5 protein-coding genes and 9 pseudogenes are annotated in these 12,766 nt (G+C 52.7%); 3 read left to right on the top strand and 11 right to left on the bottom strand.

Going from position 1 to position 12,766, the window contains the following annotated elements:
• Positions 1–46: 46 nt before the first annotated feature.
• The 3 genes and pseudogenes from AACL06_RS05805 to AACL06_RS05795 form a co-directional block, all read right to left on the bottom strand.
• Positions 47–973: a glycosyltransferase family 2 protein gene (locus AACL06_RS05805; protein WP_339036429.1), complete on the bottom strand. Its 927-nt coding sequence runs from the start codon at positions 971–973 to the stop codon at positions 47–49.
• Positions 927–1,097, bottom strand: a complete 171-nt coding sequence (locus AACL06_RS05800; RefSeq protein ID WP_339036428.1) for a hypothetical protein — start codon at positions 1,095–1,097, stop codon at positions 927–929. Before AACL06_RS05800 ends, AACL06_RS05805 begins: the two co-directional genes overlap by 47 nt.
• Positions 1,081–2,004, bottom strand: a pseudogene (locus AACL06_RS05795) (IS5 family transposase). The gene AACL06_RS05800 and the pseudogene AACL06_RS05795 overlap by 17 nt, the downstream one beginning before the upstream one ends.
• A 94-nt stretch (positions 2,005–2,098) precedes the next feature.
• On the opposite strand from AACL06_RS05795, the pseudogene AACL06_RS05790 reads away from it, so the two are divergent.
• Positions 2,099–3,746 (top strand): annotated as a pseudogene (locus tag AACL06_RS05790) (NAD-dependent malic enzyme).
• 124 nt (positions 3,747–3,870) lie between these two features.
• Positions 3,871–4,571 (top strand): annotated as a pseudogene (sanA, locus tag AACL06_RS05785) (outer membrane permeability protein SanA).
• A gap of 124 nt (positions 4,572–4,695) precedes the next feature.
• Here the strand turns inward: sanA and yeiB are convergent.
• The 8 genes and pseudogenes from yeiB to AACL06_RS05745 form a co-directional block, all read right to left on the bottom strand.
• Positions 4,696–5,851 (bottom strand): annotated as a pseudogene (gene yeiB / locus AACL06_RS05780) (DUF418 domain-containing protein YeiB).
• 82 nt (positions 5,852–5,933) lie between these two features.
• Positions 5,934–6,602 (bottom strand): GTP cyclohydrolase I FolE, encoded by a 669-nt coding sequence (folE, locus tag AACL06_RS05775; protein WP_339036426.1) that lies wholly within the window; start codon positions 6,600–6,602, stop codon positions 5,934–5,936.
• Positions 6,603–6,785: 183 nt separating this feature from the next.
• A pseudogene (locus AACL06_RS05770) lies at positions 6,786–7,569 on the bottom strand (ABC transporter permease subunit).
• A 33-nt stretch (positions 7,570–7,602) separates the two neighbouring features.
• Positions 7,603–8,529, bottom strand: a pseudogene (locus AACL06_RS05765) (ABC transporter permease subunit).
• Between the two features lie 59 nt (positions 8,530–8,588).
• Positions 8,589–9,690: pseudogene (gene gsiB / locus AACL06_RS05760) on the bottom strand (glutathione ABC transporter substrate-binding protein GsiB); the annotation flags it as partial.
• Positions 9,691–9,753: 63 nt separating this feature from the next.
• Positions 9,754–10,656, bottom strand: a pseudogene (locus AACL06_RS05755) (IS5 family transposase).
• A complete protein-coding gene (locus AACL06_RS05750; protein WP_339036424.1) occupies positions 10,589–10,729 on the bottom strand; it encodes a hypothetical protein in 141 nt (46 codons plus the stop codon). Before AACL06_RS05750 ends, AACL06_RS05755 begins: the two are co-directional and overlap by 68 nt.
• A gap of 25 nt (positions 10,730–10,754) precedes the next feature.
• Positions 10,755–11,357, bottom strand: a pseudogene (locus AACL06_RS05745) (FAD-binding protein); the annotation flags it as partial.
• A 333-nt stretch (positions 11,358–11,690) separates the two neighbouring features.
• On the opposite strand from AACL06_RS05745, the gene epmA reads away from it, so the two are divergent.
• Positions 11,691–12,668, top strand: a complete 978-nt coding sequence (gene epmA, locus AACL06_RS05740; RefSeq protein WP_339036422.1) for an elongation factor P--(R)-beta-lysine ligase — start codon at positions 11,691–11,693, stop codon at positions 12,666–12,668.
• The last annotated feature ends 98 nt before the right edge of the window (positions 12,669–12,766 follow it).

Genomic DNA, 12,766 nt, shown 5'->3' with positions numbered 1-12,766 from the left:
CGCCCCTCTAATGCTCTGTAATTGTTGGGGCAGATTGCTGTTCAGGTTATTTTCCATTTTTTATCTTGATATATTTCTTCTTGAAATTAAGGCGAATAGCTGGATCCAGCAAAAAATAAATTGAACTTATTTCTTTGATTCTTTTGATTACCTTTTGACGGCTGGACGTGTTGTCCATCTTTCGGCCATAGCGCTGGAATATATTGATCCAATGACAGGCGATAAGATTGGCATATCGATAACCAAACACGCGTTCCATCTCTTCCGTCGCCTTGACCAGCAGTTCGACTTTCTCGCTATCAACCCGGCTCGATAGGCTGTTGCCATGTTTGAAATAGAGATAGGGGCTGCTGCGAGAAAAGACGATGTGCTGACAATGGCTCAATATTGTCGGGAAAAGATAGGCATCCTCATAACAGAGGAATGGCGGAAAAGGATGTGCTAGTAGCAGTTCCCGTTTAATGAACTGACCGATGAAATGAGCCTGAATGTCCCTATGGATCAGGAACTTTTTTATCGCCTGCGGCTGTGACAACGGCTGCGGTTGCAGGCCCGTCCATGAGATATCCAGATCGTTGTCGTGATGCTCTTCGTTGAGTCTGGTAAGCAGCAATTCCGGTTGTGAAGCTGCCAAAAACTGCACGACATCGCATAGAGCGTCGGATAAAAGCGAATCATCGCCATCTACCATGGTGACATAGTCGCCGGAACATTGCTGGATGCCAAAGTTCCTGACCTTACCGATATTACGAAAATCGACCTGAAATAGACGTGTGTGGTGTGCATGACGCTCGGCAAATTGCTGCAATATTTCCGCCGTGCGATCGACAGAATCGTCGCTAATCAGAATTATTTCATAACCTTCGTTCAGGTCGGTAAGCGAGCTGAGCAAAGTGACCAGTGTCTTATCCAGATAGGCTTCGCAATTATGCGCCGTCAGGACAATGCTGAGTATCTTCCGATCCACGATCATTAATATTCCAAGTCAAAAAAACTAGCTTACAATGCTTACTATTGCTGTAGTAGGGTGTTGTTGAATAAATCGGATTTGGAATAAAGAGTCCCCTAAATGGGCATCTTTCAGGCAAGGTGTACACTTTCTGGCATACCGGCGAGCGGCATCTTGTTTAGTGAACAGATCATGGCCAGCGCCTCTGCAACTTGCCCATCATAATCTCGCAGCGACAGGTGACCAACAAATAGCTGTTTTACTCTGTACCTCGCTGTTGCCGCTATCGAACGTCGGTGGTAGCCTGTGATACTTTTCCACCGTGTGTTGTCTCTGGTAACGCGCTGGTTCGCCACCGCTTGATTTCGCTCTGCATAGTCTGCCGACCAATAACGGGCTCCGCTGCTGGGCGGTATTAACGCCTTGAGCTTCTTGCCCCTTAACTCATCATCACACACTCGCGTATCCTAAGCCCGATCCGCCGAGGCGACTTTGATTTTACGGTACCTCTGGCGGATGAGACCTGGGAAGGCTTCGGTATCGGTGACATTGCTCAAGGAAAGGTCAGCACAGATGACCTCATGTGTTTCTGTATCTACGGCCAAATGCAATTTTCGCCAGATCCGCCGTTTTTCCTGACCGTATTTTTTTACTTTCCACTCCCCTTCACCCAACACGTTGAGCCCGCTAGAGTCGATAACGAGGTGCGCAATTTCACCCGGCGTTGCGGTTTTAAACGGGACATGGCCGGACTTTGCCCGCTTACTGATGCAGGTGTCGTCCGGGCAGTTCAACGGCACTTTGATCAGTGTGACAATGGAGTCGCCGAAGCCCTGGAGGGCGCGAAGTGTCAGGCAGAAAATCCGTTTCAGCATCAATACGCTGGTGATTGCCATATCGGAATAATGTGGTGTGCGACCACGCAGAGAAGGTTTTGCCTCGCAGTACCAAGCGTGAAGTGCCGTTTCATCCACCCAGAAAGTGAGTGAACCACGAATGATAAGGGCGTTGTTGTAAGCCTTCCAGTTAGTGATGTTGAACTTTTGCTGGGCCACGGAATATCGCTATTTTGACAGAAGGAGAGTGATCTGATCCTCGTGCCGGCCAAATGTTGATTTATTCAACAACGCCACGCAAAGAGTGAAACTAATGGAACACGAAAACAAACGCCCTCTTTACATCCCTTACGCCAACCTAATTTTGCTGGAGTCTCCGCTGCTTAACAAAGGCAGTGCTTTCACCGAGGAAGAACGTAGCTACTTCAATCTGCATAGCCTGTTGCCAGAAGCAGTAGAAACTATCGAAGAACAAGTTGAGCGCGCTTATCGCCAATACCAGGATTTTAAAAACGACAACGACAAGCACCTCTATCTACGCAATATTCAGGACACCAAAGAAACGCTGTTTTATCGCCTGCTGGACTCGCACCTAGGCGAGATGATGCCAATAATCTACACGCCAATGGTCGGTAAAGCCTGTGAGCACTTTTCTGATATCTACCGCCGCGCACGAGGGCTGTTCATCTCCTACCCGAACCAAAACCGCATCGATGACATGCTGCAAAATGCCACTAAGCAAAACGTTAAGGTGATCGTCGTCACCGATGGTGAGCGTATTCTCGGCCTCGGCGACCAAGGCATCGGCAGCATGGGCATTCCGATCGACAAGTTATCACTATACACCGCCTGCGGCGGCATTAGTCCAGCCTATACGCTGCCAATGGTGCTAGATGTCGGCACCAACAACCCGCTGTGCCTCATCGATCCGCTGTACATGGGCTGGCGTCATCCGCGTATCTCTGGCGATGAACACCACGACTTTGTCGAAGCGTTTATTCAGGCAGTCAAGCGCCGCTGGCCGAACGCTTTATTGCAGTTCGAAGACTTCGCGCAGAACAATGCCACCCCATTGCTTAACCACTACCGTGACGAAATATGCTGCTTCAACGATGACATTCAAGGCACCGCCGCAGTCACGCTCGGTAGCCTGATCGCCGGTAGCCAGTTGAGCGCCTAAACGGTGACTTTCCTAGGCTCAGGCTGCGGTATCGCCGAGCAGATCATCGCGCAAATGAAGTCTGAAGGGCTAAGCGAAGACGAAGCGCGCGCCCGTATATTCATGGTTGACCGCTTCGGCTTGCTGACTGACAAGCTGCCTAACCTGCTGTAGTTCCAGAGCAAGCTGGTACAAAAGCACGAAAACCTGGCCACCTGGCACACAGAGAGCGAGGCTATTTCTCTGCTGGATGTGGTACGCAACGCCAAGCCGACCATTCTGATCGGCGTGTCCGGCCAGCCTGGCTTGTTCACCGAAGAACTGATCCGCGAAATGCACCAGCACTGCGCCCGCCCGATTGTGATGCCGCTGTCCAACCCGACCTCCCGTGTAGAAGCCCGCCCAGAAGATATCATCAACTGGACTAAAGGTGCCTCATTGTTGGTGACCGGTAGCCCGTTCGCCAAAGTGACCTACCAAGCGCAGCAGTTCCCAATCGCCCAGTGCAACAACGCCTACATCTTCCCAGGCATCGGGCTGGGCGTATTGGCCTCCGGTGCCACCCGCGTCACCGACGCCATGCTGATGGCTGCCAGCCGCGCGCTGGCCACTGATGGTCACGGCGCACTATATTGCCGAATATCGATGATATTAAGGGGGTATCAAAATGCATCGCGATAGCGGTGGGCACAGCGGCGCAGTTGCAGGGCGTGGCAATGGTCACCTCTGAATATGTGCTATCGAAAGCCATCGAGCATAACGGCGGCCGCAGTACTGCAGCTACAAGCGTACCTCGTTTTGATCTTGGCGCTCAAAAGCCCCAGGCTCGGTATGTGGGCTGGTAACCTTTGACAGCTTGCCTCAGCCAGACAGGTAAAGTAGCCTTGAGTCCTCTATTTTAGCCACTGAGCGCATTAGGCAATAATATATGGAAACGCCTGATCATCACCTTATTCATCATCATTGCGCTGTTGATGCTCGCGGCTATCGCACTTGACCGTTGGATAAGCTGGAAAACGGCACCTTACGTTTATGACGACCTACAGAGCCTGCCCTATCGCCAAGTCGCATGGTGCTCGGTACTGCCAAGTATTACCGCACTGGCGTTATTAACCAGTATTACCGCTATCGCATCCAGAGGGCGATTAATGCTTACAACAGCGGCAAGGTGCAATATCTGCTGCTGAGCAGTGACAACGCCCAACAAACCTATAACGAGCCGATGACCATGCGCCGCGATCTGATCGCCGCGGGCGTAGCACCGGACGATATCGTACTGGACTACGCCGGTTTCCGCACGCTGGACTCCATCGCGCGCACCCGCAAAGTGTTCGACACCAACGATTTGATTATTATCACCCAGCGTTTCCGCTGCGAGCGGGCGCTGTTTATCGCCCTGTATAGGGGGATTCAAGCGCAGTGCTATGCTGTGCCTTCACCGAAAGACATGATGACGGTTCGCGCCCGTGAAATCTTCGCCCGCCTCGCGGCACTCACCAACTTGTACATCCTCAAGCGCGAACCACGCTTTCTCGGCCCGCAACTCCCGATCGTCGCTATGCACAGCGTGCCGGAGGATGCCCAAGGCTATCCTGCGGTCTCGCCGGAACAATTAGTTGAATTGTAGCACAAGCTGGCGCAAGAAAAGCACAATGCCAAACAGCCCTGATAGGCACAACCGCAGCCATGCGGTTGAGGGGTTCTGCAAGGCAGATAAATACTTTTTAGCCTGTTTGTTCCAATGCCAAATCTCAGTGCTGATTTTTGGGTCTATTGTTGCTCGCAGCCCTCAGCGTCAACCTGCGCCATAGCCATTCTACCGGCCCTTGGGAGAAATAGCACAACCAGAGGTGTGAAAACAGCAGGTTAGCTAGCCATACCAGCAGTACAAACGCCAGCAGTTGCAACCGGTCGAATTGCTGATACAAACCGAAGCGGTAAAAAAATGTGGTGCAGATCAGCTTCTGCAAGAGATAGTTGCTCAGCGACATGCGCCCAACCTGCGACAGCCAATGGACGATGCGCCAACGCGACAGCGTTGCCCAGCACTCGTAACACAGTCCCAGATAGCCCATCGCCTGCAACGGTGCGCTCAGTTCACGCGGCACTTGCAGTAAAAAGCTGCTCCAATGGTAATCACAGTGCAGATGCCATTGCAGCGCTACTGCGGATAATTGGATAACCAATGAAATCGCTATTAGCCACACGGCCTGATTGCGATAGTCACCCGGTGAAGCTGCCACGCAACCAGCCACTGCGCATCAACCCGGCACCAAATAACATCAACCCCGCCAGTTCCCAGCCGTATTGCACGCTGATGATTAATAGGCTGGAAGACAGCAGGTCGGCGCGATGACACCAGGCATCGAAACCGCCCCGCAGCTTCCAAATTTTTTCATACTGGAACTCAGCAAAGCCGGGCTTCCAAAAGTCCCCTGGTTCGCCGGGTGAAATAAAGCCTAACACGAGCAACACCCCCACGCCGCACAGGTACAGCACCATGCCGGTTTTCAGCAGTTGGGCTGACTCTTTAGCATCACGGATCATACGCCAGCACAGCAGGCCAATCAGGCCGTAAGCCAGCAAGATATCTCCATCCCACAGTAAGATAGCATAGCCGTGACCAAACAGTACCAGCCACGACAGCCGAGCGCGTATCCAGTTTTTGCCGCGCCGCAGCAACATCTCTAGCCCAGCACCAAACAGCAGCGCGTACATGGCCAGGAATTTGGCCTGGGCAAAAATATCCAGTAGCGCCCAGCTCCAAGCATCACGCATTGAAGGCATCCCCAGATAGGCCGCCTTAGGTAGACCAAATGCGCAGATATTCAGCAATAAGATGCCAAAAATGGCGATAATACGTATACAGTCCAGCGTGACGATACGGGGCAGTGGGTCACTGTTCATTTCTATGCCGCTGTATTTCAATCATTAAAAAGGCACCGAAAGGTGCCTGTAGGCTAGGCGCTAAGCCCCGCTAAATAATCCATTACTTTTGGCAATAACGCACCGCACGCAGGAACTCCTGACGCGTATTCTGGCTGGATTTAAACAGCCCGCCTCGCGCGGTGGTAGCCGTCGCACTGGTGGCGTCACAGATGCCGCGAGCCTTAACACAATAATGGACTGCATCAATAGATACCGCGACGTTATTAGTACCCAGCAGGGTCTGCAAAGCCACCAGGATTTGCTGAGTCAGACGTTCCTGCACCTGCGGCCGCTGGGAAAAGAACCGAACGATACGGTTGATTTTCGACAGACCGATCACCGCATCTTTCGGGATATAGGCCACCGTTGCCTTGCCATCGATAGTGACAAAGTGGTGCTCACAAGTGCTGGTCAGCGTAATGTCGCGCACCATCACCATTTCGTCCACCTGCATCTTGTTCTTAATAACGGTGATTTTTGGGAAGTTGGCATAATCCAAGCCGGAAAAAATCTCATCGACGTACATTTTAGCAATGCGGTGTGGCGTTTCTGCCAGGCTGTCATCAGATAGATCGAGATTGAGCAGTTGCATGATTTCCGTAATGTGCTCTTTAATCTGGCGTTTACGCGTTTCGCGATCCAACACATCCCCCCACAACGGGGTTTCCAAGCCACAGGCTTCCAGTGCTGCATGAACCAGCGCAGCTTCTTTACTGAGTCGTGATGTCATTTATATTCTCCAACGAACCTCACCATGCCGATGCACCTATTGCAGCACGGTATGCGGATGGATGACTTTTTTAGTGGCAGAGTTCTGGTAGCTGATACGTCACCCGGTAAAAATTTCTTTCCACTGTAGAGGAGCGTGCAGCGATTATCTAGTCATTGTGTTGCCTCTTCGCTCGATACTCCTTTACCCACGTAGTTTCGGAGCCAACGCATCCCGCAGTCCATCGCCCAACAGATTGAATGCCAGCACGCTGATAAATATCGCCAGGATGGGGAAAACCGCCATATGCGGCGCAATCACCATATCGGCCCGTGTCTCGTTGAGCATCGCACCCCACTCCGGCGTTGGCGGCTGCGCGCCAAGGCCAAGGAACGATAGGCTGGCAGCGGTAATAATCGAGGTGCCAATGCGCAAGGTGAAATACACCACCAGCGACGAAAGGGTACCCGGCAAAATATGCCGCAGAATGATAGCCCAGTCCGAAGCACCGATGCTGTGCGCCGACTCAATATAAGTCAAATGTTTCAGTATCAGCGTATTGCCACGCACCAACCGAGCGAAAGCCGGAATGCTGAAGACCGCCACCGCGACGAACACATTGGCCATGCCGCTGCCCATGATTGCTACTACGCCGATCCCGCCAGCAGAATACCAGGAAAGGCGAATAGCACATCGCATACATGCATAGTGAGACGATCCCACCACCCTTCATAGTAGACAGCCAGCAACTCCAGCAAGGTGCCGCTCAACAAACCCACCATTACCGAGAATACTCCTGCCGCCAACGAGATGCTGGCCCCATCAGGATGTTGCTGAAGATGTCGCGTACAAGCGAATCCACGCCCATCCAGTGCACTCGCGAAGGGCCATAGTTCAACCGATCATAATCGACATAGTTCTCGGCATCAAAGGGGGCCAGATACGGAGCCAGCAGCAGCACCATCACCAGTCCGGCGACTATCGCCACGCGTTGCTGCTGGAAACGCTGCCAGAAATCTTGCTACGGCGTGCGCTGCGCATTGGGTTCGAGGATCGGCATCGCCTTCAGTGCCGCGTTGCGCCGCCAATATTTAATCATGCTGCCCCCTAATTGGTAGCGTATTGTTGGGTTAACCGCCGCATACAGCATATCCACCAGTAGATTTATCAAAATGAACTCCAGCGAAAACAGTAACACTTCAGCCTGGATCAATGGGTAATCACTCATCTCAACTGCATCGACCAGCAACCGACCCAGCCCTGGCCAGTTGAACACTTTCTCCACCACGATCGAACTGCCGAGCAAGAAGCCGAACTACAACCCCATCATGGTCACTAGCGGGATCATCGCTTTGCGCAGCCCGTTTTTCACCACCACCAGGCTCTCCGGTACACCTTTCGCGCTCGCAGTGCGTATATAGTCTTCCTGCAACACTTCCACCAACGAGGGGCGGGTGAAACGTGCCATCACCGCCGCCACTGCGGCCCCCAAGGTGATGAACGGCAGGATGTAGTGCCGCCAACTGTCGGCACCGACCGTCGGCAACCAGCCGAGATTGACCGAAAACACCTGCATCAACAGCATTCCGAGTGCAAAAGCCGGGAATGAAATCCCCGATGTTGCCAACATCATGCTGGTGATCGTCATCCAAAAGGTCGGCATAAAACGCGAGGCGATCTCTTCACTCACCGGGCGTTTTGACATCATCGAAGTACCGAAATCCCCACGTAGCACGTTAACAAAAAAGTGCATTTATAGCTGCGGCAACGGTTTGTCCAGACCCAGATCTTGGCGCACCAACTGCACCACGGCTTCATCGGCCTTTGGCACTGCAGCCAGCCGCGCCGCATCACCGGGCATCATATGTACAAACAGAAATACCAGTACCGCCACCATCAGCAGCGTTGGAATCAAACCCAGCAGTCGTTTCAGAAAATAATCAAGCATTTCAGGTCGATCCCTTTCATCCCTATCGCCCCACGCAGGCAGTAGGAGGCGGCAGCACTTTATTGGAGGTCGGCATGATCAAAGTTGAAAGACATGTCAGGCATCACATAGAAACCGCTCAATTGTTTGCTATTAGCCGACAGCAAGCGTTCAGTCGTCAGGAAAATCAATGGCGCATCAGCCCAGATGCGATCCTGTGAATCCTGTTAAAACTTTTGCTTCTCGGCGCGATCGGTGGTGGCCAATACAGCGCTCAAATCATCATCTACCTTCGGGTTGTTATAAAACGCGGTGTTGAATTTCTTCGGCGGTGCAGCCTGGCTGGCGAACAGCGGCGACAGCGCCAAATCTGGCTCGCCAGTCGATGCAGACCAGCCGGTATAGAACATACGCATACCGGTATCCTTCACCCCGACTCTTTCCACTTGAGCCGCGCGTTGCCCGGCGTCCATCGCGGTCACCGTCACTTTCACCCCTACCTGCGCCAGTTGCTGCTGAACGAACTGCAACACTTTCTGCGCGGTGCTGTGGTTATGGGAAGACAACAAGGTGGAGGTGAAACCGTTCTGGTAGCCCGCCTCTTTCAGCAACTCGCATGCCTTGGCAGGATTATACAGCCATCGCGGGTAGCGAGCAGCAAAGTCGGTCGTTGGCGTCACTGGCCCTTCCGCCGGTACCGCATAGCCAGAAAACGCCACCTTGATCAGCGCGGTCTTATTGATGGCATAATTCAGTGCCTGCCGCACCTTCAGGTTGTCAAACGGCTTCTGGATGACATTCAAGCTGACTATAGCGCTGCTGGATCGACGGTGCTGTCATCACATCAAGCTTGGGGTTGCCTGCCAGCTCGTAAGGGATCGGGAAGGCGAAAGTCGCCTCACCGGTCTGTAACATCGCAGCACGGGTATTACTGTCGACCACCGGCCGCCAAGTGATGCTATTGAGCTTCGGCAACCCTGGCTTCCAGTAGCCATCGAATTTTTTCACCTTAATGAAGTCGGTCTGATTCCAGGTGACGAACTGATACGGCCCAGTGCCAACCGGTTGGAAGCCGATATCCTTGCGGTACTGCACCAGCGCCGCGGGCGATATGATCGCCGCTGCCGGGTCCGCCAGATTGTTGATAAATGCTGAGAACGGGGCCTTCAACATGATTTTCACCCTGTTAGAGGCTTTGTTGAATAAATCGGATCTGGAATAAAGAGTCCCCTGAATGGGCAGCTTTCAGGCAAGGCGTACACTTTCTGGCATACCGGCGAGCGTCATCTTGTTTAATGCACATATCATGGCCAGCGCCTCTGCCACTTGCCCATCATAATCTCGCAGCGACAGGTGACCACCAAATAGCTGTTTTACTCTATACCTCGCTGTTGCCGCTATCGAACGTCGGTGGTAGCCTGTGATACTTTTCCACCGTGTTTTGTCTCCGGTAACGCGCTGGTGCACCACCGCTTGATTTCGCTCTGCATAGTCTGCCGACCAATAACGGGCTCCGCTGCTGGGCGGTATTAACGCCTTGAGCTTCTTGCCCCTTAACTCATCATCACACACTCGCGTATCCTAAGCCCGATCCGCCGAGGCGACTTTGATGTTACGGTACCTCTGGCGGATAAGACCTGGGAAAGCTTCGGTATCGGTGACATTGCTCAAGGAAAGGTCAGCACAGATGACCTCATGTGTTTCTGTATCTACGGCCAAATGCAGTTTTCGCCAGATACGCCGTTTTTCCTGACCGTATTTTTTTGCCATCCACTCGCCTTCACCCAACACGTTGAGCCCGCTAGAGTCGATAACGAGGTGCGCAATTTCACCCGGCGTTGGGGTTTTAAACGGGACATGGCCGGACTTTGCCCGCTTACTGATGCAGGTGTCGTCCGGGCAGTTCAACGGTACTTTGATCAGTGTGACAATGGAGTCGACAAAGCCCTGGATGGCGCGAAGTGTCAGGTCGAAAATCCGTTTCAGCATCAATACGCTGGTGATTGCCATATCGGAATAATGTGGTGGGCGACCACGCAGAGAAAGTTTTGCCTCGCAGTACCAGGCGTGAAGTGCCGTTTCATCCCCCCAGCAAGTGAGTGAATCCCGAGTGATAAGGGCGTTGTTGTAAGCCTTCAAGTTGGTGATGTTGAACTTTTGCTGGGCCACGGAATGTCGCTATTTTGACAGAAGGAGAGTGATCTGATCTCGTCCCGGCCAAAAGCTCGATTTATTCAACAACGCCTGTTGTAACGGTAAACGCGCCCAGCACCGCCGGTAGCCATGATGATAGCATTGGCACGGATCGGCACACGGGTGCCTTCCAGCATATTCATCGCCACTATGCCGCGTGCCAGCCGCTTATCCACCAGGATATCCAGCACAAAATGCTCGTCGAAGCGCTGGATCTGCGGGTACTTTAGCGAGGTCTGAAATAGGGTATGCAGCATATGGAAACCGGTCTTGTCGGCGGCGAACGAGGTGCTCTTCATACCGCCAAAACGGCGCACGTTGACTGAGCCGTCCGGTTTGCGGCTCCATGGGCAGCCCCATTGTTCGAGTTGGGTCATTTCACGCGGGCACTGATGCACGAAATGGTCGACTACATCCTGCTGACACAACAAATCGCCGCCAGTGACGGTATCATGGAAGTTGTAATCAAAGGTATCGTGATCCTGAGTGACAGGAGCGGAGCCCCCTTCGGCGGCGACCGTATGGCTGCGCATCGGGTAAACTTTAGAGATCAGTGTAATTTTAAGTTTGGGGTCGGCTTCCGCTGCGGCTATTACGGCACGTAAACCAGCGCCCCCGGCTCCAACAGTGGCAATATCGGCATTAAAAGTTTGCACTGCATTTCTCCAATGTTCTGCTAAGAGCTGTAAATTTTAAAAATTAGTGAAACTCTTCGGGTATTAATATGTTAAACCTGTTAGTAAAGGCTGTCTCCAACCAGTTTATGTGGAACTAAACTATATATGTAGAATTAACTATACCTAAAGCCCAGCAGGAGAAATTTTATGTAATCGATTGTTTTGTCGACTAACTACCCATCGGGGTGTCTAGCGCGCCTCTATCCTTATTCTTAACTTTTTAGTGTGATCACTCCGCCGCAGGTGAATAATTTGTTTGCGTGATGGGATACGAGTAGACTGCACCTCCTTTTTTATTTCGGAGTAATGAGCATGAGCGAAGCGGCAAGCTGGCAACCAAGTGCACCCATCGCCAATTTGTTGAAACGCGCAGCAATCCTGGCTGAGATCCGGCGTTTCTTCGCCGATCGTGGCGTGCTGGAAGTTGAGACACCGACCATGAGCCAGGCGACGGTTACCGATATTCACCTGTTTCCGTTCCAGACGCGTTTCGTCGGGCTGGGGGCGGCGGATGGCCTTACGCTCTATATGATGACCAGCCCGGAATACCATATGAAACGCTTGCTGGCAGCGGGCAGTGGTTCTATCTATCAGTTAGGCTGCAGTTTCCGCAATGAAGAGGCTGGGCGCTATCACAACCCGGAATTCACCATGTTGGAATGGTACCGCCCCCACTACGACATGTACCGGCTGATGAATGAAGTGGACGATCTACTGCAACAGGTCCTGGATTGCGCCAGCGCGGAGACCCTGTCCTATCAGCAGGTGTTCCTGCGCCACCTGGATATCGATCCGCTGTCGGCAGAGAAAGCACAGTTGCGCGCAGTGGCAGCCAAGCTCGATCTGAGAAATGTTGCCGATAACGAAGAAGATTGTGACACCTTGCTACAACTGTTGTTCACCATTGGGGTGGAACCATACATTGGCCGTGAAAAGCCAGCTTTTGTGTACCACTTCCCGGCCAGCCAGGCGGCACTGGCGGAGATCAGCACCGAAGACCACCGAGTAGCGGAGCGTTTTGAGGTGTATTTCAAAGGTATCGAACTGGCGAATGGCTTCCGTGAACTGACCGATAGCTGCGAACAGCGTCAACGTTTTGAGCAGGATAACCGTAAACGTGCGCGGCGCGGCTTGCCGCAGCATCCGATCGACAACAATTTGCTGGATGCCCTGCAACATGGCATACCCGCGTGCTCCGGAGTGGCGTTGGGCGTCGATCGGTTGGTGATGTTGGCGTTAGGTGCCGAGAGCCTGAGTGATGTGCTGGCCTTCCCGGTAGGGCGCGCGTAAACATCCGCTTCTCTGAATAACAAAAGGGTTCGAATTGCATGAACTGCCACCCCGGAAGCTGGACAGGGTAAATTCAATGGGCCTGGAGAGGTGCAGTT

The sequence above is a fragment of the Serratia symbiotica (Periphyllus acericola) genome, from assembly GCF_964019515.1.
Taxonomy (GTDB): Bacteria; Pseudomonadota; Gammaproteobacteria; order Enterobacterales; family Enterobacteriaceae; genus Serratia; species Serratia symbiotica_D.
This window is presented reverse-complemented; position numbering and strand designations above follow the sequence as displayed.

Bases quoted from the DNA above. Each gene is read 5' to 3' on its own strand.
- AACL06_RS05805 (WP_339036429.1), bottom strand. From the start codon at position 973: ATGATCGTGGATCGGAAGATACTCAGCATTGTCCTGACGGCGCATAAT.
- folE (WP_339036426.1), bottom strand. From the start codon at position 6,602: ATGACATCACGACTCAGTAAAGAAGCTGCGCTGGTTCATGCAGCACTG.
- epmA (WP_339036422.1), top strand. From the start codon at position 11,691: ATGAGCGAAGCGGCAAGCTGGCAACCAAGTGCACCCATCGCCAATTTG.